The sequence below is a fragment of the Streptomyces sp. NPDC054840 genome, assembly GCF_053611065.1.
Genome location: NZ_JBSGZP010000028.1, coordinates 1 through 23,869, shown reverse-complemented (window position 1 = coordinate 23,869; position 23,869 = coordinate 1). Strand labels below are relative to the sequence as shown.

Here is a 23,869-nt window from a genome sequence, read left to right as displayed (position 1 = left end):
CCCGAGTACGGGCCGTACTCGGGCGCCCCGACAACGCGGCCTCCGGTGCCGGACGCCGCGGGCCCGGCGCTACTTCGACGACAGGACTTACGGGGTGTCCTCCTCGTCCAGCGGGCGCTTGCGGAGCAGGAGCACCACCAGACCGCCCAGGACCACCAGTCCCACGGCCAGGGAGGCGATGACCGGGGTGGCCGCCGAGCTGCCGCTGGTCGCCAGCCGTTCCTCGTCCGGGGAGGTCGCCGTGAGGGCCGCGGACTGGGCGCCCAGTGCCTCGGCCGCCGAGCCGGAACCGGACCCCGAGGCCACGCCCGAGGCGTCACCCACCGCCGTCACCGGGGGCTGCAGCCAGACCGCCGTGGCCGTGGCGGCGGCCGCGGAGGCGCTGGAGCCGGCCACGATCTGGGCGTGGGCCGGCAGCTCGCCGGTGAAGACCCGCCCGACCGGCACCTTGGTCGCGCCCTGGACGGTGACCGAAGCCGTCCCGTCGGGGGTGCCCGCGGGCACCTCGAAGTACAGCCGGCTCCCGTTGACCGCGGTGGTCAGCGGCTGCCCCTCGCCGTCCACCACCCGCACCCCCATCGCGACGGCCGCCGCGTCGGGGATGACCGACACGCTCGGCGCCCCGGTCCGCACGGTCACCGGGCCGAGCCGGGTACCCACCGCCCCCGACACGTCGCCCGGGTCCAGCCCGAGCGAGGCCGGCGGCTCCGGCAGCTGCCCCGCGGCCCGCTGCAGGTAGTCGGCCAGTTTCTCGGCCGCCGGGTCCGTGGCCTCGACCTGTGCCCCGTCCGCCAGCCGCCAGATCGCCACCTGGGTCCCGGCGGCCGCGCTCTCCGCGGTGAGGGCCCCGGCCCCGGCCGCCTTGGCGAGCCCGGCCAGGTCGTTGTGCTGCGGGTAGGAATGCTCCAGGACCCAGCGGATCCGGCCCGCCTCCCGGTTCCCGGCGAGCGGGCTGCCGCTCCAGCCGCTCTCGGTGTACCGGGCCTGTGGTTGGGCGTTGCCCGTCACGCCGACCCCGTAGGTCTGGAGCATCCCGCCGCCGTCGACCCGCATCTCGTAGAGCCCGGCCGGGATCTGCCGGACCGAGCCGTCCCCGGACCGCAGGACCGCCTGCCCGAACGTCTTCAGCCCGTCCAGCACGGCGCTCGCACCCTCGGGTGACCTGGGCGCCTCCGGGCCGGAGTCGGCGGCCGCCCGCGCCGCGGGCGCGGTGGCGAGGGCCGCGGCCAGCAGGGCCACCGCCAGCGGTCTGCGCGCGGAGCCCCGTACCGCGGCGGGAGGTTCGAAGGGAACCGCAGCAGGAGCAGGAGCGGGCGTGGACGCAGGAGCGGAATCAGGAGCGGAGGATGCGGGAACGGCAATCGACACAGTCTTCCCCTTCGGGCCAAAGACCCAGGTGCCCGTGAGTACCGGGGAATCCTATCCGCCTCGAACACTCAGACCACCGCCGCCTCCTGAGTGTCCATCAGTGGCGTGTCGGTCCGCACCACGCGCCGGAAGGCCGCGGTCCCCCGGTTCAGGTCGTGCCCGATGGCCGTCGCGTCGATCTCCGCGGAGAACCGCCGGTTCCCCTCGCCGTCGGGCGGGTCCTCCCTCACCCGTAGGCGCCCGTGCACCACCAGCGGCTCGCCGACCGATACGGAACCGGCGAGGTTCACGGCGAGCGTCCGCCGCGCCCACACCGTGTAGAAACTGGTGGGTCCGTCGGTCCAGGCGTCCTTGCGCCGGTCGAAGTACCGTGGCGTCACCGCGAAGCGGAACCGCGCCGCCGGACCGCTCCCCGTCTCCCTGTAGTCGATCTGCGTCGCCACATGCCCCACCAGCGTCACCTGGGTGTCGTACATCCCGGTCGCCCTCCCCCGTGGTTCCGGCCCGTACGGATCCGCGCGGACCAGCCGTACGGACCATCCGTACGCGGTACGAACCATGCTGGGGCAGGCCGCCGATCCCCGCTCCGGCCTGTGGATTACTGCCGGGTTGTGGACAACTTGCTCCCCCCTGCGGCCACCGTGGCGTACTGCTCCCGCACTTCCCGGTAGCGCAGCAGCTCCGCCGCCACCGGTTCCAGCACCCGGGCCCGCCCGCACCCGGCCGCCGCCTGCCGCAGTCTGCGCTCCGCGTCCTGTCCGTAGCGCCGCGCCGGACCCCGGGCCGCGATCGAGCAGGACCATTCCACGAGCGGCCCGCCGATGATGCCCGCCACCATCAGCAGCACCGGCGGCAGCAGCCTCGGTTCCAGGACCCCGACGATCTGCCCGACCAGCCACAGCCCGCCGAAGATCTGCAGCAGGGTCATGGCCGCCTGGGCCAGCACCGCCGCCGGCCACCACGTGGGTCTCGGCGGTTTGACGCTCGGCACCGCGACCGCCGTCCCGAGGGTCACCGCGATCTCGTCCAGCGCCTCCGGGAGCCCGTCGGCGCCGCGCACCGCGGCCTCGCGGACCGCCTGCGCCCACGGGTCGGGCAGCCCGGACACCGCCTCGTCGGCGACCACCCGTACGGCCTGCTCCACCCGCTGACGTGCGGTCACCTCCTCCTCGACCGGGGCCTGGGCGACCGCCGGACCGCGACCGCCGATGGCCGCGAGGGCGGCCAGACCCGCCAGGGTGCGCGGCGCCCGACGGCTCTCGTACCAGCGCCACAGCCGCAGCCACGGCGTCCCGCACGCCTTGCCGGCGTTGCGCCGCCACGCGCGTTCGGCGGCGAGCCCGGCCGCGTACGCCCCGACCGCCTCGGCGAGCCGGTCCTCGAACTCGGCGCGTGCGGCCTCCCCGATCTCCGGCCCCGGGTGTCCGTCGGCCACGTACAGCGGGCGCAGGCGCACGGCCGCGCGGTCGACGTCGGCGGAGATCCGCCGGGTGGCCGCGCCCTTCTCCTGGGTGAACTGTCCGAGGAGTTCGCGCAGTTCCCCGACGCCCTCCCCGGTGAGGGCGGACAGCCCGAGGACGGTGGCACCGGGCTCGCCGTGCTCGCCGAGGGCGATGCCGTCGTCGTCGAGGAGCCGGCGCAGGTCGTCCAGTACGAGGTCGGCGGCCTCCCCGGGCAGCCGGTCCACCTGGTTCAGGACGACGAAGGTCACCTCCGCGTGCCCGGCGAGCGGCCGCAGGTACCGCTCGTGCAGCACGGCGTCCGCGTACTTCTCCGGATCCACCACCCACACCACGGCGTCGACCAGCGCCAGTACGCGGTCCACGTGGTCCCGGTGCGCGCCGACCGCCGAGTCCAGGTCGGGCAGGTCGACGAGGACCATCCCGCGCAGCGCCTCCGCCTCCGGGGTCTCGCGGGGCCGGCGCCGCAGCCGCCCCGGGATCTCCAGCCGGTCCAGCAGTCCGGCGGCTCCGTCCGACCAGCTGCACGCGATGGGCGCCGCGGTGGTCGGGCGGCGCAGCCCCATCTCGGAGATCTGCACACCGGCGAGTGAATTGAAGAGAGTGGACTTGCCGCTTCCGGTGGCTCCGGCGATCGCGACGACCGTGTGCTGGGGCGAGAGCCCGCGGCGCGCGGCCGCCTCGTCCAGTACCCGTCCGGCCTCGGCGAGGGTCTTCCCGTCGAGCCTGGTCCGGGACAGCCCGACCAGCTGGCGCAGCGCGTCGAGGCGCAGCCGCAGGGCCTGCCCCTCGGGGCTGAGCGGAGGCGCGGTCGACTTGCCGCCGTCGCTGCCGGCGCCGGAAACGGCCCGGACGAGGGCCTCGTCGCCCTCGTCGCCCTCGCCGCCCTCGCACTCCTCCTCGTCCTGGTTCCCGTCGACGGCCCGGGGGCGCGAGCGCGCGATGAGTCCGTCGTCCCAGCGGTCGTCGGTGCGGTCGGTCAGGGCGGTCACCGCGTCACCTCTCCTTCTGCAGTACGGACAGCGCGGCAATCAGCTCGGCCTGTGGTTCCGGGGTCACTTCGAGCGCCTCCAGCGGGGCGAGCCGGCGGTCGCGTTCGGCGCGCAGCACCTGGTCGAGGTGGTCGCCGACCAGTTCCCCGCCCCGGTCGCGCAGCCGCAGGGCGGCCTGCGCGCCGATCCGTTCGGCGAGCTTCTCCCCTGCGGGCCGGGCCCGTTTGCCGCCGAGGAGGACGGCGACGAGAAGGGCGGCGACGCCGTCGGGGTCGGGTGCGGGCTGTCTGTCGCTCTTGGCCACCTCCTCCTGGGCGAGTTCCTCCAGGACCCGCCGCCAGCGGCGTACGGCCAGGCCGATGCGCTCACCCGCCTCCCGGTCGGGCCCGGGCAGCGAGACGGCTCCGGCGGCCGGCTCGCGCCGCCAGGCATCGGCGATGCGCTCGTCGGCGGCGGCGACGGCGCACTGGAGGAGCGCGGCGAGAGATTCGGCGAGCGAGTCCAGCAGTTCGTCGGCGCTCGTGTCGAGCGGGTATCCGCGCCACCGGGTCAGCGCGTCCCCGGCCAGTACGGCGCCGTGGTCGAGACGGTTGCGGACCCGCTTGCCCTCCCGTTTGTACGCGTCCTCGACGGCCGAGGTCAGCCGTACGGCGGCGGCGTGCTGGGAGGCGACGGCGGAGGCGAGCTCCGGCATCCGGCGCGCGAGGGAGTCCAGCGCGCCGAGTGCGGTGCGCCCGACGGCGTACTGCCGGGCGGCGGGGTCCTGTGCGTGGTGGGCGAGCCAGGCGTACAGCGGGGCGACGGCGCTGGCCGGCAGGAGCCCGCCTCCGCCGGCGGACTCGGGCAGCTCCGGGACGGTGAACCGCGGTACGTCGCCCAGCCCGGCCTTGGTGAGCAGGGCCCCGTACTGCCGCGAGACCTCGGCGAGCACCTGGTGCGGCACCCGGTCGAGGACGGTGATGAGGGTGGCTTTGTACTGCTTGGCGGTGCGCAGCAGGTGCCAGGGGACGGCGTCGGCGTACCGCGAGGCGGTGGTGACCATCACCCAGACGTCGGCGGCGCAGACGAGCTGGGCGGCGAGGGTGCGGTTCTCGACGACCAGGGAGTCGATGTCGGGGGCGTCGAGGATGGCGAGCCCGCGCGGCAGGCTGGAAACGGTCTCGATCCGCATCTCGCGGGTCGCGTGGGTGTGGGCCGGTCCGCGGTCGCGGGCCCGGGATCTGGCGGCTGGGGGCGTCTCCTGTTCCTCGTGCGGCACCCAGACCCGCATCAGGTCGGGCAGCACGCGCATGCCGGCGAACCAGTGGTGGTCGTCCGGATGGCAGACGAGCACCGGGGTGCGTGTGGTCGGGCGCAGCACCCCGGCTTCGCTGACCTGTCGGCCGACGAGGGAGTTGACGAGGGTGGACTTACCGGCCCCGGTGGACCCGCCCACGACGGCGAGCATCGGCGCCTCGGGCGCCTTCAGCCGGGGTACGAGGTAGTCGTCGAGCTGCGCGAGCAGCTCGGCTCTGGTCTGGCGGGCGCGCGGAGCGCCGGGCAGGGGCAGCGGCAGACGCACGGACGCGACCCGGTCGCGCAGGGCGGACAGGGCATCGAGCAGCTGAGGCCGAACATCCAAGGTCACCACATGCGAAGAATGCCCAATTTGGGACTATTTTTGAAGCTTATACGTCCTCTGCGCGCCGACCGCGATTCCAGTGGGACATTCTGGGCACGGCGGACGAGTGGGGCGCAGGCATAACGAGTGCACAACACCAAGGGCGACGCGGCGCAAAAGCGATGCGAGAATCGCACCTGCCTGCGATTATCGGGACCGCTTCACCGAACCTCCACATCGTGGCCCGCGAGTGAAGCAACCGGGACAAGGCGACCGGAGCCCTATCCTTGACCCGGCACGGACCTCAGCCCCACCCCCACCGGAGGCTCCAGGCCGACCAAGGCCACCTTCCGGCCCCCGTAGCTCAGTGGATAGAGCAGGTGCCTTCTAAGCACTTGGCCGCAGGTTCGAGTCCTGCCGGGGGCACTCTTTCCGCACCACCCGAAGCCCTCCCTCCGTGGAGGGCTTTCGTGTGGGTAAAACAGCTGAAAAGCTTCTCGTGGTAACGCGGCGAGAGCCACCTGCGATCAGCGAACTCAACGGCGAATGCGGACCAGTTCACCGCGCCGGCTCCGGAACGGAACGCATCCGCCAGGGCCGGGCGGGCCGACCGACTTGCGGGAAGGCCGGGGATGCGGTTGCGTCGAAGGAGATGGGTACGTGGTTTCCGTCTCCCCTGGTTGGGGGTGAGCCCTCGTGCTGTTCACCCATCGCGCGGACGCCGGCGAGCGGCTCGCCGAAGCTCTCCGGCACCTGAACGCGGAGGATCCCGTCGTACTGGGCCTGCCCCGCGGCGGAGTCCCGGTCGCCTACCGGGTCGCGCGCGCGCTCGGCGCGCCGCTCGACGTCATCGTGGTGCGCAAGCTCGGCGTTCCCCACCACCGCGAGCTGGGCTTCGGCGCCATCGGCGAGGGTGGCGTACGCGTCATCAGCGAGGACATCGTCCGCGGCAGCCGGGTGGGCCCGCAGGACATCGCGGCGGTGGAGCACGCCGAGGAGGCGGAGCTCGCCCGGCAGGCCGCGAGGTTCCGCGGGGACCGGCCGCGGGTTCCCCTGGACGGCCGGACCGTGATCATCGTGGACGACGGGATCGCGACCGGCGCCACGGCCGCCGCCGCGTGCGAGGTCGTACGGGCGCAGGGCGCGGCGCGGGTGGTGCTGGCCGTTCCGGTGGCCCCGCCGGAGGCCGTCGCCCGGCTGGGCTCCGTCGCCGACGAGGTGGTGTGCCTCGCCACGCCGCATGCCTTCCGCGCCGTCGGCGAGTGGTACCAGGACTTCTCCCAGACCCCCGACGAGGAGGTCGTCTTCCTCCTGGCGCGGGCGGCGGCCGACCCCGTCAGCCGCCCGCCCGTCCGGGCCACCGAGGTCGAGGTGGAAGCCGGCGGCCTCGTCCTGGCCGGGGACCTCGCCCTGCCGGAGGGCGCCGGGGCGGTCGTGGTCTTCGCGCACGGCTCCGGCAGCAGCCGCCACAGCCCGCGCAATCGGTCCGTGGCGGCGGACCTCAACCGGGCGGGCCTCGCCACCCTGCTCCTCGACCTGCTCACGCCCGACGAGGAGGCCGACCGGGCCAACGTCTTCGACATCGAGACCCTGGCCGGGCGGCTCGCGGACGCCACCGCCTGGCTACGCCGGCGCGAGTTCCTCCCGACGGGCTGGTTCGGGGCGAGCACGGGGGCCGCGGCAGCGCTGTGGGCGGCCGGGGAGACGGGCGCCGACATCGGCGCCGTGGTGTCCCGCGGCGGCCGGCCGGACCTGGCCGGTGAGCGGCTCGCCGCCGTACGGGCCCCCACGCTGCTGATCGTGGGCGGCCGGGATTCGACGGTGCTCGACCTCAATCGCCGGGCCCAGCGCGAGCTTCGCTGCGAGAACCGGCTGGAGGTCGTCCCGGGGGCCACTCACCTCTTCGAGGAGCCGGGAGCCCTGGACGAGGTGGCCGGCCTGGCCCGCGACTGGTTCACCCGCCACCTGATGCCGCAGTAGACCGGACCGGTCGCACGGGGCGGCTGTAGCGGCAGCGGTGGCGCGGCAGTGGCGGCACGCGCGACCATGAGGAGATGGAGCAGCCGTCGGTGCGGGAGGTCAGCACCCCGGGCCGCATCGCGTCGCCCGGCGAGGGCATCGGCCCGGAGGAGCTGGCGCTCGCGGCCCGCAACCACGGGCTTCCGCTGGAGGCCCTGCGCTACGAGGTCACACCGCCCGGACTGCACTACGTCCTGGTCCACTACGACATACCCGCCACCGACCCGGCCGGATGGTCGCTCACCGTCGGGGGCCGGGTGCGTACCCCGCTGTCCCTGGACCTTGCCGCCCTGCGCGCGTTCCCCGCGGTCACCCACCGCGTCACGATGGAGTGCGCGGGCAACGGCCGGGCCCGCCTGACGCCCCGGCCGGTCAGCCAGCCCTGGCTGGTCGAGGCCGTGGGCACCGCCGACTGGACGGGCGTACCGCTGCGTGTGGTGCTCGCCGAGGCCGGGGTGCGGCCGGACGCCGTCGAGGCCGTGTTCACCGGCGCCGACCACGGGGTCGAGCGCGGCGTCGAGCAGGACTACCGGCGCAGCCTGCCGGTGGCCGCCGCCACGGGGGACGACCCCGAGGTGCTGATCGCCTACGCCATGAACGGCCTGCCCCTGCCCCCGCAGCACGGGTGTCCCTTGCGACTGGTCGTGCCCGGCTGGTACGGGATGGCGCACGTCAAATGGCTGCGCGAGATCACCCTCGTCGACGCGCCGTTCACCGGCTTCCAGCAGGTGGTCGCCTACCGCTACCGGCCGGCCGCCGGCGATCCGGACGACCCCGGCGAGCCGGTCACCCGGATCGCGCCGCGCGCCCTGATGGTCCCGCCGGGATTCCCCGACTTCATGTCCCGCATCCGCGTCGTGCACCCCGGCCCCGTACCGCTGCGGGGGCGGGCCTGGTCCGGCCACGGGGCCGTCGACCGGGTGGAGGTGAGCGCCGACGGGGGCCGCACCTGGACCCGGGCCGAGGTCGCGCCGCCGGGGCCGCACCGGTGGGCGTGGCAGGCCTGGTCCTGTGTCTGGACGGCGGCGCCGGGACTCCACGCGCTCACCGTCCGCGCGACGGACGCCGCGGGCGGTACGCAGCCCCTCGAACAGCCGTGGAACCGGGGCGGTTTCGGCAACAACCTGGTCCAGCGGGTACCGGTCCTGTGCTGCTGAGCGCGCTGCCCGCCGGCGGCGCGCCCTCAGCCGTGCACTCCCGGGGAGATCAGGAGATGCCGAGAAGCCTGACCGCTTGGTAGTAGGTCCACGCGGTGCCGTCGCAGGAGCTCCTGCGGGAGCCCGAGTACTGTGCGCAGACCCGCTTCAGGTCCGCGTGGAACGCCAGGTCCAGCCGGGTCTTGGCGGACGGGAACAGCCCCGCCGCACGGTGGTTGCGGTAGCCGAAGTCGTGGCGCGCGCAGGCATCCGCGAAGGGGAAGCCGAGGGGGTTGTCGGGGGACGAGGTGCAGTGGTCCGTCGACCAGTCGAACCCGTACGCGGCCCAGGCCACCCGGTGCTCGCGGGCGTCGGCCCATGCGTGGTAGCTGGCGGCGCCGGTCTGCGTCCAGCGGCTCAGCACCTGTGGCTTGTCGGCCGGGACCTGCGGCGCTGCCCAGGCCGCCGGGGCGAGGGCGAGCACCGCGGTGGCGGTGGCGGTGGCGAGAGCGGGGACGAGGCGGCGACGGCGCATGGAGTTCCTCGGTGCCGGGACGGAAGGATCACCTCCGGCCAACTCCCCGGGGCACCTCCCGGTTACTGCGCGTCGGCGGAACCGGACCGGACACCCTCCCAGGTATGAGCCCGTATGGGACTTGCGGCGCAGTTCCGGTTCGTCCTGAGGAGGGACGCGCGGTGGGGGTCCGCCGTCCGAGACTGGAAAGCATGAACCGCCGCCCGCTCGTCGTCGCCGCAGCCACCGTGGGTGTCCTCGCCACCGCCGCCTTCGCGCTGCCCGGCCTGCCGCCCAACCCCGTGACCGACACCATCGACAGCAAGGTGTACAAGGAGAAGGGCAAGCGCTTCGCGAGCGCCGCCGATGCCCCCACGCGTGAGAAGGCGCCGTTCGCCCTTCCGTCCTGGATACCCAAGGACGCCACCGACGTCCGCATACGGGTACGCACGACCGGCAAGGCCCGGCTGATCCGGTTCACCCTCGGCGCGACCCCTCTGGACGGCCCCCAGTGCGGGGCCGTGACGCCGAAGCCGGTGGGCGCCCCGGAGCTGCACGCCAGGTGGTGGCCCGGCAGCCTGCGCGAGGGCGTGCGGGCCGAGTGCCGGGGCGCCCACCAGTACCAGGTCGCGGTGCGTGGCAAGCGGGTGTACGCCTGGACGGACGGCACCGCGTCCCCGAGCTCCGTGGGGCCCCGGGACGGCGCCGCCGCCACGCCCCGGACCCAGGGCTGACCACTCGGCCCGCCCGCCACTCCCGGCCCGCCCGGCGTGGCCGCCACGCCGTGCCGCATATCGGCTGACCATGCGTCATGTGCGCACTATCGTGACCGACATGGACATCCGCCGGGCCCTCACCCCCGCCGAGCTCGCCGCCGCCGAGCCCCTCTTCGACGGGCCTGTCCGCAAGGAGTGGTCCGAGCGCTTCCTCGCCGCCCCGGGACACCTGATGCTCATCGCCTATGTCGACGGCGTGCCCGCCGGGATGGTCTCGGGCATCGAGATGAGCCACCCCGACAAGGGCACCGAGATGTGCCTGTACGAGCTCTCCGTGGACGAGGGGTACCGCCGCCGCGGCATCGGCCGCCAACTGACCCTGGCCCTCGCCGAGGAGGCGAAGGCGCGCGGCTGCTACGGCATGTGGGTGGGGGTCGACACGGACAACGAGGCCGCTCTGGCCACCTACGATGCCGCCGGCGCCCGCGACGAGGGGGTCTTCTCCATGCGCGGCTGGCCCTTCGCCCCGTAGCTCCGGGGCACGGCGTCCGCGCGCCTCCCCACGGGCTGCTCCGCGCACCGCCTCCCCGGCAAACTCCTGCGCTGCCCGGCGCTTAGGGTGTTCGCTGGTCGATCCGTCGGTCGACCGGGGGATCGGGGGGCAGATGAACAGTGCGACCGAGGTGTTCGAGCCACTGAGGGCGGACGATCCGTCCGTCGTGGCCGGATACCGCATCGCGGCCCGGCTCGGCGCGGGCGGCATGGGCCGGGTCTACCTGTCGCACACTCAGGGCGGCCGCCCGGTGGCGATCAAGGTCGTACGCCCGGAACTGGCCGAGGACCCGGCGTTCCGGCGGCGGTTCCGCCGTGAGGTGGAGGCCGCCCGGCGGGTCCGGGGCGCGTACACCGCCGAACTGATCGACGCCGACGCGGACGCGACGACACCCTGGCTGGCCACCCTCTACGTACCCGGACCCTCGCTGTCGCAAGCCGTGACCCGGCGCGGACCGCTGCCCGTGCCCGCCGTGCTGTGGCTGATGGCGGGCGTGGCCGAGGCCCTGCAGGCCATCCATGGTGCGGGCATCGTGCACCGCGACCTGAAGCCGTCGAACGTGCTCCTGGCCGCCGACGGGCCCCGCGTCATCGACTTCGGCATCTCGCTGGCGTCCGACACCACCGCGCACACCGCCACGGGCGCCACCATCGGCACGCCCCAGTACATGTCCCCCGAGCAGGCGTCGGCGGGGGAGGTCACCGCAGCCGCCGACGTGTTCGCGCTGGGCCAGACCGCGGCGTTCGCCGCGCTGGGTGAGCCGCTGTACGGCACCGGCCCCTCCGCGACGGTGCTGTACCGGATCGTGCACTCCGAGCCCGATCTGTCCCGGCTTCCGGAGGAGCTGCGTCCGCTGCTCGCCCGGTGCCTGGCCACCGATCCGCGGGAGCGGGCCACCGCCGCCGAGATCGTGGCGTGGTGCCGGAGGGAACTGGGCGAGGACGCCGACGCGGACGGCGGTCCGGCACTCTGGCGCGAGGTGACCGGACCGGAACTGGCCGCCCCCGAGCCCCTGGCGGAGCCCGTGCCGGAGCAGGTGCCGGCGCCCGTCGCCGCGCACACGATGCCCCGGGTGTGGCAGCCTCCGGAGCCGGCGGCTCCGGAAGGACCGGGGCAACGGCGCAAGCGCCGACGGCGCAACGCGGCGGTCACCGCCGCGTCGGTGGTGACGGTCGCACTGCTGGTGGGCACGGTCTGGTCGGTCGTCGACCGGGCGGCGGACAGTCTGCGCGACCGCGCGAAGTCCCCGACGGCCAAGGGCACACCGGCGGGTTCGGCCCGCTCGGCGAGCGGTGACCCGACCCGGAAGTCCGCCGAAGCCGCACAGCAACCGAGCCCGACCCCCACCCCGAGCGCTCCCCCGAAGGCCATCCCCTACCCGTCGTTGAGCCTGGACGAGGACAACTCGGTCGCCATCAAGGAACCGGTCCAGCGCGCCACTCGCTCCGGGGACCTCCGCCTGACCTGCGACCACCCGTTCTGCGCGCTGGAGAGCGACACCAGCGTGATCACCCAGCTGTCGGGCAAACCGAACGGCTCCCTCGACTCCTGCCGGACAGCCCTCAAGGACAGATCGGCCACGAGAAGACAGCGCCTGGACGATGCGGCGGCCGGCAGCGAGTTCTGCGTCCAGCACCCGTCGGGGGACATCGCGCTGCTCGTGCTCACGCTCAAGTCGATACCGTGGACCGAGGACGTACCGAGCTTCCTCAGGGCTGACATGACGGTCTGGCGCGCGGCCTGACGGAGCGGTCGGCCGCGCGGGCCGCGCCGGAGCCGGATCCGCCCGTGCGGCGGCGTGTCGTGCGCCCACTCGGCGCACCCTCCGCGCGCCCGACCCGCCGCTCGCAGAACATCGGCCCCATGACCGCATTCGCCGTGCTCCTCCCCGCCGCCGCCCTGCTCGCAGCCACCGTCACGGGCTCCCCTCCGGCTCCCGGCTCCGACGCCACCGCCCCCTACGTCGTCGTCCTCAAGGACACCACCTCCCGCGCACCGACCCACGCCCTGGCCGCGGAGGCCGTGGCAGCCGGCGACGAGGTCGAGGCCGTCTACGACGCCGCCCTGAACGGCTTCGCCGTTCGCGCCACGGCCGCCCGGGCCGCCGCCCTGGCCGCCGACCCCCGGGTGGCCTCGGTGGAGCCGGACGCGCAGTTCCACACCACCGACGAACCCCCGACCCGGCCGCAGGCTCCCGCGCCCTGGTCCCTGGACCGGATCGACCAGCGAGAACTCCCGCTCGACGGCTCGTACACGTACCCCGGCAGGGCCGAGGGCGTCACCGTCTACGTCGTCGACACCGGCATCAACACCGGCCACGTGGAATTCGGCGGCCGCGCCCGCGCCGGCTACAACGCGGTGTTCCTCGGCAGCTCCCGCGACTGCAGCGGCCACGGCACCCATGTCGCCGCGACGGTGGGCGGGGAGACGTACGGGGTGGCCAAGGGGGTCTCGCTCGTCGGGGTGAAGGTGGCCGACTGCCGTGGTTCCGCGTCCCTGTCGGCGATCCTCAAGGGCCTCGACTGGGTGGTGAAGGACGCCGCCGAGTCCCCCACCACCCCGGCCGTGGCCAACATGAGCATCGGCGGCAGCCGCAGCTACGCGCTCGACACCTCGGTGGTGCGGGCCGTGGCCAGGGGGATCACCTTCACCGTGGCCGCCGGGAACGGTCGCAGGAGCGCCTGTTCCGGATCCCCTGCCGCCGTCCCCCAGGCCCTCACGGTCGGCGCGACCGACGCCGAGGACCGCCGGGCGCCGTTCTCCAACCACGGCCCCTGCGTGGATCTCTCGGCTCCCGGCGTGGGCATCACCTCGGCCTGGAAGGACTCCGCCACCGCCACGGCCCGCTCTTCCGGCACCTCGATGGCCGCCCCGCACGTGGCCGGGGTCGCCGCGCTCATCCTGGCGCGCGGTACGGCGCGCACCCCGGCGCAGGTGTCCGAGGAACTGCTGCACAGCGCCGTGTCCGACCGGATCACCGGGCTCCCGGCCGGCACCCCGAACCTGCTGCTCCACACCCCCACCGGACGCTGACCCCGCCCCTCCCTTCCCACCCCGACCAGTCGGTATCCGATGGGCCATCAGACCATCTCTGATGGCCCATCAATTTGTGTGTGCTTCGGGCGAAAGCAAGTCATTGACTTCTCATCACGGCGACGCGTCAATATCGGCCACCGCACCGGCTCGGCCTCCCCCACACAGCGGGTGGGGGGAGGGGTTCGTCATGACGAAGGAGTCGCGACCCAGTGAGTACGAGAACGCTCAGACGAAGAGTGCTGGCCGGGGCGGGAGCCCTGTCCCTGGCCCTGACGGGTGGCGTGGTGGCCCTGACGGGTGCCGCGCAGGCCGCGACCAGGACCACGGCGGTGTTCGAGAACTGCGACGCCCCGGCGCCGCAGCCGGACGGCTCCGGCAACCAGAACTACACGGTCACCCTGCCCGACGGCGCCAAGGCCGGCGACGTCGTCCCGATCACGATCGACCCGGGTGCGAGCCCGCTGATCCCCTCGTTCTCCGTCACCACGGTGAACACCTCCAAGATCACCCTCAAGGTCGGTACCACCACCCAGGTGGTCACCAGCCCGCCGGAGACGGTCTCCGTCGTGGCCGGGCAGCCGCTCGACCCCAAGGCGTTCTCCGGAACCGTCAAGATCCCGGACGGCACCGAGGGCACCGCGGTCCAGGTCGCCCTCGACCTGGCGGTGACCGACGCGGACCTGTCCGGTTCGGTCTTCACCACCACCTGTACCCCGGCGCCGCGCCCGAGCGCCTCGCACGGCTCGGTCGCGGTCGAGGCCCTGCCCAAGGACCCGGTCACCACGAAGCTGACGCCCAACAGCGGCCCGGCGGGCACCGCCGTCGCCGTGACCGGCGCCAACTTCCCGGCCGGCGCCGTCACCTGCTCCGCCCTGCTCGCGGGCGCGGTGACAGGTGACACCGGCACGGGTACGGCCGACGCGTCCGGCGCGGCCACCTGCAACGTCACGGTCACCAAGAAGGCCGACGCGATCAGGATCGACGGTTCGATCACCCCGTACAAGGCCTTCGTGTTCCTGGAGGAGCAGGCCGGTGTGAAGAACCCGGTCGACGTCGAGGTCCTGCCCGGACCGCTGGCCCTCGGCCCCAAGGACGGCCAGCCGGCCGTCAGCTTCGGCGCGGTCACCATCAACGGCAAGGCCCAGTCGGTGGTCGGCGTCTTCAACGCCGCGACCGTCCAGGACTTCCGCGGCGGCTCGCTCGGCTGGGACGTGACGGCGACGCGCACGCCGTTCCTGAACCAGACCACCGGCCACTCGATGGCCAAGGCGCAGATCGGCATCCAGCCGTCCTGCACCGTGACCAACCCGGACAGCCCGAGCACCTGCACCGCGGGCACGCCCGGGGCGATCTCCGACGTCCCGATGAAGGTGGCCTCCCAGGCCGCCGGCGGGGACGAGCTGACCGGCGGTGAGTTCGCCGTCGGCGGCGCCGGAATGATCCAGCTCCCGCCCTTCATGTTCGCGGACACCTACCAGACGGTCGTGACCTTCTCGATCGCCTGACCGTACGGCCGCTCCCCCAGGGTGGTGCGGTGCTCCGGCGCCGCACCACCCCTTTCCCCTTTCCGCGCCCACTGGAGACCGCCCATGCGCACCCGCAGCCGGACCTGCACCCGCACCCTCCTGTACGGACTGCTCCTCGGCCTGCTGCTCGGCGGCGCGGGCCTGCTGCCGGCCACTGCGGCGAGCGCCGCGGACAACGGCACGTGGGGGGTGTTCCCGACGCCCGCGGCCGGCGCGGCGAAGAGCGACCGCGCGTACTTCTTCCACCAGGGCACGGCCGGGAGCACGCTGAGCGACAGCGTGACGATCGTGAACTCCTCCGACAGGGAGCAGACCTTCCAGGTCTTCGCCACCGATGCCGTGAACACCCCGGCGGGCGGCGCCTTCGCGCTGCTGCCGGTGGAGACGAAGCCGAAGGACGTCGGCGCGTGGATCACGCTGGCGCCGGAGACCGCGAGCACCGTCACCCTGCCCGCCAAGGGCCGCAAGGACATCCCGTTCACCGTGAAGGTCCCGGTGGACGCGGCGCCCGGTGACCACGTCGGCGGGATCGTCGCCCTGGGCACCGCCGTGGAGGGCGTGCGGCAGGAGGGCAAGGTCCAGGTCGGGGTGAAGCGCTCGGTGGGCGCCCGGCTCTACTTCCGGGTGCCGGGGCCGGTCATGGCCGGGCTGAGCGTGCAGGACGTACGGGTCAGCCGCTCGGCGCCGCTGCTGCCGTGGGTCGAGAACGCCCGGGCCACGATCTCGTACACGCTGGTCAACCGGGGCAACGTGGTCGTCGAGCCCGAGGTGGCGGTGTCCGCCGAGGGATTGTTCGGGCGCGAGGTGCTGAAGCGGCCCGCCCGCGAACTGAAGCTGCCCCTGCTGCCGGGCCAGCGGATCGAGCTGACCGAACCGTGGCAGGACGCCCCCCAGTCGGACCGGGTGACCGTGAAGGTCACGGCGGGCGCGACGGCCCACCCCGAACTGGTCTCGGTGTCCGAGACCGAGTTCATCGCCGTGCCCTGGCCGGCCGTGGGACTGCTCCTGGCACTGGCGGGCGCGGGCGCCACGGTACGGGCGCTGCGCCGTCGGCGCCGCGCGGCGGGCGAACGGCCGCCATCCGTACCGGAGCTGGCCCGGACGCACTGACCGCTCACCTCACGGTGCTCCCTACGGCAGCAGCCCCCGGCCGCGTGAAGGTGGCCGAGGGCTGCGGGGACTGCTGGGGGCGGGGCGGGTGGGGCGGGTCAGTGGTTGCGCGGGAAGCCCAGGTCCACGCCGAGGTGGCCCTCGGCGGGGTCCGGCCAGCGGGTCGTGACGACCTTGCCGCGGGTGTAGAAGTGGATGCCGTCGTTCCCGTAGATGTGGTGGTCGCCGAAGAGCGAGTCCTTCCAGCCACCGAAGGAGTGATAGCCCACCGGCACCGGGATCGGGACGTTGACGCCGACCATGCCGGCCTCGATCTCCAGCTGGAAGCGGCGGGCGGCGCCGCCGTCGCGGGTGAAGATCGCGGTGCCGTTGCCGAACGGCGAGGCGTTGATGAGGGCCACGCCCTCCTCGTAGGTCTCGGCGCGCAGCACGCACAGCACGGGGCCGAAGATCTCGTCGCGGTAGGCGTCGGAGTCGGTCTTCACGCGGTCCAGCAGGGACAGGCCGATCCAGTGGCCCTTCTCGTTGCCCTCGACCGTGAAGCCGGTGCCGTCGAGGACGACCTCCGCGCCCTGGTCGGCCGCGCCCTTGACGTACGAGGCGACCTTGTCGCGGTGGGCGGCGGTGATCAGCGGGCCCATCTCGGAGGTCGGGTCGTTGCCCGGGCCGATCTTGATCTTCTCGGCGCGCTCGCGGATCTTCTCGACGAGCTCGTCGCCGATCGCGCCGACGGCCACCACGGCGGAGATCGCCATGCAGCGCTCACCGGCCGAGCCGTAGGCCGCGGACACGGCCGCGTCGGCGGCGGCGTCCAGGTCGGCGTCCGGCAGCACCAGCATGTGGTTCTTGGCGCCGCCCAGGGCCTGGACGCGCTTGCCGTTGGCCGAGGCGGTGGTGTGGATGTGGCGGGCGATCGGGGTCGAGCCGACGAAGGAGACGGCCGCGATGCCGGGGTGGGCCAGCAGGGCGTCGACGGCCACCTTGTCGCCGTGGACCACGTTCAGCACACCCGCCGGGAGGCCGGCCTCGGTGGCCAGCTCGGCGAGCTTGTTGGCGGCCGACGGGTCCTTCTCGCTCGGCTTGAGGATGAAGGTGTTTCCGCAGGCCACGGCCAGCGGGAACATCCACATCGGCACCATCGCCGGGAAGTTGAAGGGGGTGATGCCCGCGACGACGCCCAGCGGCTGGCGGATCGAGGAGACGTCCACACGGTTGGAGACCGACGTGGAGAGCTCGCCCTTGAGCTGCGTGGTGATGCCGCAGGCGAGCTCGACGATCTCCAGGCCGCGGGCGACCTCGCCCAGCGCGTCCGAGTGGACCTTGCCGTGCTCGGCGGTGATCAGCGCGGCGATGGCGTCGCGGTTGGCGTCCAGCAGGGCGCGGTAGGCGAACAGCACCTTGGTGCGGGCGGCGAGCGAGGACTGGCCCCAGGTGAGGTAGGCCTCCCGGGCGACCTGTACGGCCGCGTCGACCTCGTCGGCCGAGGCGAGCGCCACCTGCGTGGTGACCTCGCCGGTGGCCGGGTCGGTGACCGGGCCGTAGTTGCCCGACGCGCCCTCGACGGTCTTGCCACCGATCCAGTGGTTGACGGTCTTCATGCCTTGCTCCTTCACAGATGGCGACGTCGCTGCGCGGCTTGCCGGTCGTACTCTTCACGGGCCGTGGCAGCGGCCTTGCGGGTCGCGGTCTCGGCCACAGGAACATCCCACCACGCCTGTGCCGGGGGTGGGCCCGACACAGTGTCGGGCGTTCGGGTCTGTACGTAGACACATGTGGGTCGGGTCGCCGAGCGGGCCTCGGCGAGGGCTTCGCGCAGGTCACGCGTGGTGCGGGCGCGGATCACGGCCATCCCGAGGGAGGCCGCGTTGGCCGCGAGGTCCACCGGAAGAGTCTCCCCCGTATATCCGGAGTCGGCCGACCGGAAGCGGTAGGCCGTGCCGAAGCCCTCGCCGCCCACCGCCCCCGACAGGCCGCCGATGGAGGCGTAGCCGTGGTTGTCGAGGATGACCACCTTGATCGGGGTCCCCTCCTGGACGGCCGTGACGATCTCGGTCGGATTCATCAGGTAGGTACCGTCACCGACCAGCGCCCACACCGGGCGGCCGGGCGCGGCCAGCGCCACGCCGATGGCGGCGGGGATCTCGTAGCCCATGCAGGAGTACCCGTACTCCACGTGGTACTGGTCCTGCGACCGGGCCCGCCACAGTTTGTGCAGGTCGCCGGGGAGGGATCCGGCCGCGTTGATCAGGATGTCGGTGTCGTCGACCAGGGCGTCGAGCAGCCCGAGCACCTGGGCCTGGGTGGGCGCGGTGTCCTCCTCCGTCTCCGGGACGGTGTAGGCCCGCTCCACGCGGCTCTCCCAGCGCCCCCGCTCGGCCGCGTATCGCGCTCCGTACGCCGGGTCCGTGCGGTGGCCCCCGACCGCGACCCGGAGCTCGTCGAGCGCCTCGCGGGCGTCGGCGACCAGGGGCAGGGCGGAGAGTTTGTGGGCGTCGTACGGGTCCAGGTTGAGGCCGATGAAACGGACTGATGGATTCCGGAAAAGGGTCGCGGAGGCGGTGGTGAAGTCGGTCAGCCGGGTCCCGGCCGCGATGACCAGGTCGGCCTCCCGGGCCAGCGCGGCGGCCGTGGAGGTCCCGGTGTGGCCGATCCCTCCCACGTCGGCGGGGTGCCCGTACGGCAGGACCCCCTTGCCCGCCTGGGTGACGGCGACCGGGATCCCCGTGGCCTCCGCGAAGGCGGCCAGTGCCGCGCCGGCCTCGCTGTGCCGGATCCCGCCGCCGGCGACGATCAGCGGGCGCGCGGAGTCCCGTACGGCCTCGGCGGCCCGGGCCAGCTCGTGCCGGTCCGGCCTGGGCCGGCGTACGCCCCACACACGCTCGGCGAAGAAGTCCTCGGGCCACTCGTACGCCTGTGCCTGCACGTCCTGCGGCAGCGCGAGGGTGACGGCGCCGGTCTGCACGGGGTCGGTGAGCACCCGGACGGCCTGGAGGGCGGCCGGGATCAGGGCCTCGGGGCGGGTGATCCGGTCGAAGAAGCGGGAGACGGGGCGCAGGGTGTCGTTGACGGAGATGTCCCCGGCGTACGGAACCTCCAGCTGCTGGAGGACGGGGTCGGCGGGCCGGGTGGCGAAGGTGTCGCCGGGCAGCAGGAGGACCGGGATCCGGTTGATCGTGGCGAGGGCGGCGCCGGTGACGAGGTTGGTGGCGCCGGGCCCGATGGATGTGGTGACGGCGTGCGCGGAGACGCGGCCGCACTGGCGGGCGTATCCGACGGCGGCGTGCACCATGGCCTGCTCGTTGCGGCCCTGGAAAAAGGGCATGACCTCGGGCCCGGTCTCCAGCAGGGCCTGGCCGATGCCCGCCACGTTCCCGTGCCCGAAGATCCCCCAGGTGGCGGCGATCAGCCGGTGCCGGTGCCCGTCGCGCTCGGTGTACTGGCGGGACAGGAAGCGGACGAGCGCCTGCGCGACGGTGAGCCTCACCGGTGATCCTCCGTTCGGCGCGGGGACGGGGGCGGGGACGGGGACGGGGACGGGGTTGAGGACGGCCCGGGGAAGGGCAGCCGGGGATCGATGTCCTGGCCGTCCCAGCTACCGCGGATCCAGCCGTGGTCGGGGTGGTCCCGGATCAGCCACTCGCGGGTCGCACCCGGTCCGGCCATGACGTTCAGGTAGTACATGTCGTGCCCGGGGGCGGCGATGGACGGCCCGTGCCAGCCGTCGGGGATCAGCACCGCGTCCCCGGTCCCCACCTCGGTGAGAATGTCGGTCTTCCCGGCCGGGGAAGGGCTCACGCGCTGGTAGCCGAGCCCGGGGGTGTCCCCGTGCGGGGCGATCTCGAAGTAGTAGATCTCCTCCAGGCGGGACTCCTCGCCGGGGTGGTGCTCGTCGTGCTTGTGGGGCGGATACGAGGACCAGTTCCCGCCGGGGGTGAGCACCTCGACGGCGATGAGGCGGTCGGCGGGGAAGGTGTCGGCGGCGGCGAAGTTGTTGACCTGGCGTGAGCAGTGCGCTGCCCCGCGGAGCTCGACGGGGACGTCGGCGGCGGGCCCGTACCGGGCGGGCAGCCGCCGCTCGCACCGGGCCCCGACGAGGGCGAACCGCCCGCCGTTCTCGGAGACGACCTCGGCGTGCGCGTCGCGGGGCAGGTACGCGAAGTCGCTGACGCCGTCGAACACCCCGGACCGCCCGTGCAGTCGGAACACCTCCGGTCCGCGGCCGGGTACCGGCTCCGGCCCCGGCGGCGTTCTGGGCGCGGGGTTCGGGGCGGAGTCCCGGTCATCCAGCCCCGCCGCCGTTCCATGCGCCGCCGTTCCATGCGCGGGTCGGGACAGCGCCCGGCAGCGGACCTCGCAGGCACCCGACAGGGGGAGCACGATCCACTCCGCACCGCCGCACGCGTGCGCGTACAGCTCCCCCGGGGCCAGGTCGAGAACCATCAGCCTCGTCCATTCCATACCCCACTCAGACACCACCGGCACGCCCGGCCACCTCCTCCACCTCGTCCGCGAACGGCATCGCCGCCGCACACGCCAGCCGTGAGGCGACGATCGCCCCGGCCGCGTTCGCGTACCTCATCACCTTCCCCAGATCCCACCCCGCCAGCAGCCCATGGCACAGCGCCCCGCCGAACGCGTCCCCCGCTCCCAGCCCGTTGACCACCTCCACCGGCACGGGCGCGACCTCCGCCACCGTCCCGTCGCGGTGGACCGCCAGAACGCCCTCCGGTCCGCGTTTGACGACCGCCAGTTCCACGCCCGCCGCGAGCAGCTCCCGTGCCGCCGCGTAGGGATCCGACTCGCCCGTGGCGATCTCGCACTCCTCCTTGTTCCCCACGGCCACCGTCGCCGACCGCAGCGCCCGCTCGTAGTACGGCCCGGGCTTCTCCCGCCACAGCATCGGCCGCCAGTCCAGGTCGAAGACCGTGGTCCCGGTCCTCGCACGGGCCTCCAGCGCCGCCAGCGTCGCCGCCCGCGAGGGCTCCTCGCTCAGACCCGTACCCGTCATCCAGAACACGCGGGCCGCCCGTACCGCCGCCAGGTCCACCTCGTCCGCGGCGATCTCCAGATCCGGGGCCTTCGGCAGCCGGTAGAAGTACAGCGGGAAGTGGTCCGGAGGGAAGATCTCGCAGAAGGTGACGGGGGTCGGCAGCCCGGCGACCTCGGTGACCCAGCGGTCGTCGACCCCGAACCCCCGCAGTTCGGAGCGCAGATACCCGCCGAAGGGGTCCGCGCCGGTACGGGTGATGACCGCCACCCGGCGCCCCAGCCGGGCCGCCGCGACGGCCACGTTGGTCGGGGAGCCGCCCAGGAACTTGCCGAACGTCTCCGCCTCGGCCAGTGGTATGCCCGTCGTCAACGGGTAGAGATCCACCCCGATCCGGCCCATCGTGATCAGGTCGAACGCGAACGGATCGCCGGTGCCGGTCACAGTCACTCCCTCCCGTTGGTCCTCCACCCTAAGGTGGCCGTTATGACGTCCTCCCCGCCCGCGTTGACCCGTATCCGCGTCGGTTCGGCTCCGGACTCCTGGGGTGTCTGGTTTCCCGACGACCCCCGGCAGACCCCGTGGGAACGCTTCCTCGACGAGGTCGCCGACGCCGGGTACGAGTGGATCGAACTCGGCCCCTACGGCTATCTGCCCACCGATCCCGCCCGCCTCGCCGAGGAAACGGCCAAGCGCGGACTGCGCGTCTCGGCCGGAACCGTCTTCACCGGACTCCATCACGGGCCAGCCGTGTGGGAGGACACCTGGGAGCACGTGTCGCGGATCGCGGCGCTCACCCAGGCCATGGGTGCGGCCCATCTCGTCGTCATCCCGTCCTTCTGGCGGGACGACAAGACCGGGGAGGTGCTGGAGGACCGCACCCTGACCCCCGCCCAATGGCGTGAACTGACCTCGCAGACCGAGCGCCTCGGCCGGGAGGTCCAGGACCGTTACGGGCTGGGGATCGTCGTCCACCCGCACGCCGACACCCACATCGACACCCCTTCGAACGTGGCCCGCTTCCTGGACGCCACCGATCCCGCACTCGTCTCCCTCTGCCTGGACACGGGGCACTACGCCTACTGCGGCGGGGACAGCGTGCAGGCCGTGGAGACCTTCGGCGAGCGGATCGGCTACCTGCACCTCAAGCAGGTGGATCCACGGATCCTCGCCGAAGTGGTCGCCGAGGAGCTGCCCTTCGGGCCGGCCGTGGGCCGCGGGGTGATGTGCGAACCGCCCTCCGGGGTGCCGGCGCTGGAACCGGTGCTCGCGGCGGCCCAGCGTCTGGGCGTGGACCTCTTCGCCATCGTGGAACAGGACATGTACCCCTGTTCACCGGACCGGCCACTGCCGATCGCCCGGCGCACCCGCGCCTACCTCCGCTCCTGCGGCGCCCGCTGACCCTTCGACAGGAAGAGGAGTACGAGATGAACACGCTCGGTATCGCCGTCATCGGCACCGGGAAAATGGGCGCCGACCATGTCCGCCGGATCGGGCGGACCGTGGGCGGGGCCCGTGTGGTGGCCGTGGCCGACCCGGACGGGGACCGGGTCAAGGAGGTCGCGGGCACCCTGGACGGGGCGACGGCGCACACCGACCCGGCGGCGGCGATAGCCGCGCCCGGGGTTCAGGCGGTGCTGATCGCCTCTCCCGGTCCCGCCCACGAGGAGGCGATCCTGCAGGCGCTGGAGCGGGAGCTGCCGGTGCTGTGCGAGAAGCCGTTGACCCCGGACCCGGCGGGAGCCCTGCGGGTCATGGAGGCCGAACAGCGGCTGGGGCGGCGCCTGGTGCAGGTGGGGTTCATGCGGCGGTACGACCCCGAATACGCCCGGCTGAAGGAGCTGCTGGACGCGGGCGGGATCGGGCGCCCTCTCTTCCTGCACTGCCGGCACCGCAACGCCTCCTCGCCGTCGTTCTTCACCAGCGACATGCTGATCAGCGACTCGGTGGTGCACGAGGTGGACGCGGCCCGCTGGCTGCTGGGGCAGGAGATCAGCGCCGTCACCGTGCTCTCGCCCCGGCCCACGGCGGCCGCTCCCGGGGGGCTGAGCGATCCCCGGCTGGTGCTGCTGGAGACATCCGGCGGGGCCGTCGTCGACGTGGAGATCTTCGTCAACTGCGGTTTCGGCTACCAGGTGCAGTGCGAGGCGGTCGGCGAAGCGGGCAGTGCCCGGATCGGCGACGGTCACGCGATGGTCGTGCAGGCGGCGGGCCGTTGGGGTGGCGCGATCGACCAGGACTTCACGGTGCGCTTCGCCGACGCCTACGACCGCCAGCTGCGGAGCTGGGTGGCCGCGGCCGGGCGCGGCCGGGTGGCGGGGCCCGACGCGTGGGACGGCTACGCGGCGGCCGCCGTCTCCGAGGCCGGCCTGGCGGCGGCACGCAGCGGCGTGAGGTCCGTGGTGGAGCTGACGGAACGCCCCGCCCTGTACCGCTGACGGCCCGCGAACTCCTCACCCGACCCCTGTGGCGCTCTTGTCACAAGGATCCCCCTTCTGTCACGCATGTCCGCATCAAGCGGGTCTTCCGTCACAGGAGGTCGACAGCCCCTCCCCCGCCCTCGCTCCGCGTCGTTCCCCAGGCACAACCCGAGTGATCGTCAGTGTCCACGCGTCGGCTCCCCCGACGGCCCTCCCGGCCGGCCCCGCGGCGTGGACAAGGAGGTGTCCAGCATGAGCGACCGACAGCTGTGGTCGTACAAGGAGATCGCTGCCCACATCCGGGTCCAGCCGGACACCGTGCGCTCCTACCGCAAGCACGGGCTGCTGCCCACGCCCGACCACGTGGAGGGCGGCAAGCCCTACTGGTACGCCGACACCGTGCGCGCCTGGGTGGCGCGCCGGCCCGGGAAC

General features: G+C 73.5%; 20 protein-coding genes and 1 tRNA gene. 12 read left to right on the top strand and 9 right to left on the bottom strand.

All coding sequences use genetic code 11. The annotated features are described in order from the left end of the window. Positions 1–87 precede the first annotated feature (87 nt). The 4 genes from ACWGIU_RS04345 to ACWGIU_RS04330 all read right to left on the bottom strand — a co-directional run bounded on the left by ACWGIU_RS04345 (position 88) and on the right by ACWGIU_RS04330 (position 5,441). Positions 88–1,239, bottom strand: a complete 1,152-nt coding sequence (locus ACWGIU_RS04345) for a thioester domain-containing protein (protein ID WP_453702277.1) — start codon at positions 1,237–1,239, stop codon at positions 88–90. Positions 1,240–1,436: 197 nt separating this feature from the next. Further along, the gene (locus ACWGIU_RS04340; protein ID WP_453702275.1) at positions 1,437–1,844 is read right to left on the bottom strand and encodes a single-stranded DNA-binding protein; all 408 of its coding nucleotides are present in this window, start codon (positions 1,842–1,844) and stop codon (positions 1,437–1,439) included. 122 nt (positions 1,845–1,966) lie between these two features. Further along, the gene (locus ACWGIU_RS04335) at positions 1,967–3,820 is read right to left on the bottom strand and encodes a GTPase (RefSeq protein WP_453702273.1); all 1,854 of its coding nucleotides are present in this window, start codon (positions 3,818–3,820) and stop codon (positions 1,967–1,969) included. Positions 3,821–3,824: 4 nt separating this feature from the next. Next, complete coding sequence (locus ACWGIU_RS04330) at positions 3,825–5,441, bottom strand: dynamin family protein (protein ID WP_453702271.1); 1,617 nt, start codon at positions 5,439–5,441, stop codon at positions 3,825–3,827. 332 nt (positions 5,442–5,773) lie between these two features. Here ACWGIU_RS04330 and ACWGIU_RS04325 point away from each other — a divergent pair. The 3 genes from ACWGIU_RS04325 to ACWGIU_RS04315 all read left to right on the top strand — a co-directional run bounded on the left by ACWGIU_RS04325 (position 5,774) and on the right by ACWGIU_RS04315 (position 8,596). Beyond that, positions 5,774–5,846 (top strand) — tRNA-Arg (locus ACWGIU_RS04325). Between the two features lie 270 nt (positions 5,847–6,116). Continuing rightward, entirely contained in the window at positions 6,117–7,400 is a 1,284-nt protein-coding gene (locus ACWGIU_RS04320; protein ID WP_453702269.1) for a phosphoribosyltransferase family protein, read from the top strand. A gap of 74 nt (positions 7,401–7,474) precedes the next feature. After that, positions 7,475–8,596, top strand: coding sequence for a sulfite oxidase (locus ACWGIU_RS04315; RefSeq protein ID WP_453702267.1), 1,122 nt, complete (start codon positions 7,475–7,477; stop codon positions 8,594–8,596). 49 nt (positions 8,597–8,645) lie between these two features. Here the strand turns inward: ACWGIU_RS04315 and ACWGIU_RS04310 are convergent, their stop codons facing one another. Then, positions 8,646–9,110, bottom strand: a complete 465-nt coding sequence (locus tag ACWGIU_RS04310; protein WP_453702265.1) for a phospholipase — start codon at positions 9,108–9,110, stop codon at positions 8,646–8,648. A gap of 191 nt (positions 9,111–9,301) precedes the next feature. On the opposite strand from ACWGIU_RS04310, the gene ACWGIU_RS04305 reads away from it, so the two are divergent. The 6 genes from ACWGIU_RS04305 to ACWGIU_RS04280 all read left to right on the top strand — a co-directional run bounded on the left by ACWGIU_RS04305 (position 9,302) and on the right by ACWGIU_RS04280 (position 16,030). After that, complete coding sequence (locus ACWGIU_RS04305; protein WP_453702263.1) at positions 9,302–9,823, top strand: hypothetical protein; 522 nt, start codon at positions 9,302–9,304, stop codon at positions 9,821–9,823. 100 nt (positions 9,824–9,923) lie between these two features. Further along, complete coding sequence (locus tag ACWGIU_RS04300; protein WP_453702281.1) at positions 9,924–10,337, top strand: N-acetyltransferase family protein; 414 nt, start codon at positions 9,924–9,926, stop codon at positions 10,335–10,337. A gap of 133 nt (positions 10,338–10,470) precedes the next feature. Further along, the gene (locus tag ACWGIU_RS04295; RefSeq protein ID WP_453702261.1) at positions 10,471–12,102 is read left to right on the top strand and encodes a serine/threonine-protein kinase; all 1,632 of its coding nucleotides are present in this window, start codon (positions 10,471–10,473) and stop codon (positions 12,100–12,102) included. Positions 12,103–12,221: 119 nt separating this feature from the next. After that, positions 12,222–13,391: a S8 family peptidase gene (locus ACWGIU_RS04290; protein WP_453702259.1), complete on the top strand. Its 1,170-nt coding sequence runs from the start codon at positions 12,222–12,224 to the stop codon at positions 13,389–13,391. Between the two features lie 212 nt (positions 13,392–13,603). Next, positions 13,604–14,899, top strand: a complete 1,296-nt coding sequence (locus tag ACWGIU_RS04285; RefSeq protein WP_453702257.1) for a hypothetical protein — start codon at positions 13,604–13,606, stop codon at positions 14,897–14,899. Between the two features lie 84 nt (positions 14,900–14,983). Beyond that, entirely contained in the window at positions 14,984–16,030 is a 1,047-nt protein-coding gene (locus ACWGIU_RS04280; protein ID WP_453702255.1) for a WxL protein peptidoglycan domain-containing protein, read from the top strand. Positions 16,031–16,128: 98 nt separating this feature from the next. Here ACWGIU_RS04280 and ACWGIU_RS04275 read toward each other — a convergent pair whose 3' ends face one another. From ACWGIU_RS04275 to iolC, 4 genes are read right to left on the bottom strand one after another with little or no spacing between them, the layout of a single operon-like run. After that, positions 16,129–17,628, bottom strand: a complete 1,500-nt coding sequence (locus ACWGIU_RS04275; RefSeq protein WP_453702253.1) for a CoA-acylating methylmalonate-semialdehyde dehydrogenase — start codon at positions 17,626–17,628, stop codon at positions 16,129–16,131. Between the two features lie 11 nt (positions 17,629–17,639). Next, positions 17,640–19,514, bottom strand: coding sequence for a 3D-(3,5/4)-trihydroxycyclohexane-1,2-dione acylhydrolase (decyclizing) (gene iolD / locus ACWGIU_RS04270; RefSeq protein ID WP_453702252.1), 1,875 nt, complete (start codon positions 19,512–19,514; stop codon positions 17,640–17,642). Beyond that, complete coding sequence (iolB, locus tag ACWGIU_RS04265) at positions 19,511–20,488, bottom strand: 5-deoxy-glucuronate isomerase (protein ID WP_453702250.1); 978 nt, start codon at positions 20,486–20,488, stop codon at positions 19,511–19,513. The genes iolD and iolB overlap by 4 nt, the downstream gene beginning before the upstream one ends. A 7-nt stretch (positions 20,489–20,495) precedes the next feature. Continuing rightward, positions 20,496–21,419, bottom strand: a complete 924-nt coding sequence (gene iolC, locus ACWGIU_RS04260) for a 5-dehydro-2-deoxygluconokinase (protein ID WP_453702279.1) — start codon at positions 21,417–21,419, stop codon at positions 20,496–20,498. Positions 21,420–21,503: 84 nt separating this feature from the next. Here iolC and ACWGIU_RS04255 point away from each other — a divergent pair, with 84 nt between their 5' ends. The 3 genes from ACWGIU_RS04255 to ACWGIU_RS04245 all read left to right on the top strand — a co-directional run. After that, positions 21,504–22,418 (top strand): sugar phosphate isomerase/epimerase family protein, encoded by a 915-nt coding sequence (locus ACWGIU_RS04255; RefSeq protein WP_453702248.1) that lies wholly within the window; start codon positions 21,504–21,506, stop codon positions 22,416–22,418. A 26-nt stretch (positions 22,419–22,444) separates the two neighbouring features. Then, positions 22,445–23,455: a Gfo/Idh/MocA family protein gene (locus ACWGIU_RS04250; protein ID WP_453702246.1), complete on the top strand. Its 1,011-nt coding sequence runs from the start codon at positions 22,445–22,447 to the stop codon at positions 23,453–23,455. Between the two features lie 234 nt (positions 23,456–23,689). Further along, the coding region (locus ACWGIU_RS04245; protein WP_453702244.1) for a helix-turn-helix transcriptional regulator at positions 23,690–23,869 on the top strand (180 nt) is incomplete at its 3' end.

Bases quoted from the DNA above. Each gene is read 5' to 3' on its own strand.
- ACWGIU_RS04340 (WP_453702275.1), bottom strand. From the start codon at position 1,844: ATGTACGACACCCAGGTGACGCTGGTGGGGCATGTGGCGACGCAGATC.
- ACWGIU_RS04315 (WP_453702267.1), top strand. From the start codon at position 7,475: ATGGAGCAGCCGTCGGTGCGGGAGGTCAGCACCCCGGGCCGCATCGCG.
- ACWGIU_RS04310 (WP_453702265.1), bottom strand. From the start codon at position 9,110: ATGCGCCGTCGCCGCCTCGTCCCCGCTCTCGCCACCGCCACCGCCACC.
- ACWGIU_RS04305 (WP_453702263.1), top strand. From the start codon at position 9,302: ATGAACCGCCGCCCGCTCGTCGTCGCCGCAGCCACCGTGGGTGTCCTC.
- ACWGIU_RS04300 (WP_453702281.1), top strand. From the start codon at position 9,924: ATGGACATCCGCCGGGCCCTCACCCCCGCCGAGCTCGCCGCCGCCGAG.
- ACWGIU_RS04295 (WP_453702261.1), top strand. From the start codon at position 10,471: ATGAACAGTGCGACCGAGGTGTTCGAGCCACTGAGGGCGGACGATCCG.
- ACWGIU_RS04290 (WP_453702259.1), top strand. From the start codon at position 12,222: ATGACCGCATTCGCCGTGCTCCTCCCCGCCGCCGCCCTGCTCGCAGCC.
- ACWGIU_RS04280 (WP_453702255.1), top strand. From the start codon at position 14,984: ATGCGCACCCGCAGCCGGACCTGCACCCGCACCCTCCTGTACGGACTG.
- ACWGIU_RS04275 (WP_453702253.1), bottom strand. From the start codon at position 17,628: ATGAAGACCGTCAACCACTGGATCGGTGGCAAGACCGTCGAGGGCGCG.
- iolB (WP_453702250.1), bottom strand. From the start codon at position 20,488: ATGGAATGGACGAGGCTGATGGTTCTCGACCTGGCCCCGGGGGAGCTG.
- iolC (WP_453702279.1), bottom strand. From the start codon at position 21,419: ATGGGCCGGATCGGGGTGGATCTCTACCCGTTGACGACGGGCATACCA.
- ACWGIU_RS04255 (WP_453702248.1), top strand. From the start codon at position 21,504: ATGACGTCCTCCCCGCCCGCGTTGACCCGTATCCGCGTCGGTTCGGCT.
- ACWGIU_RS04250 (WP_453702246.1), top strand. From the start codon at position 22,445: ATGAACACGCTCGGTATCGCCGTCATCGGCACCGGGAAAATGGGCGCC.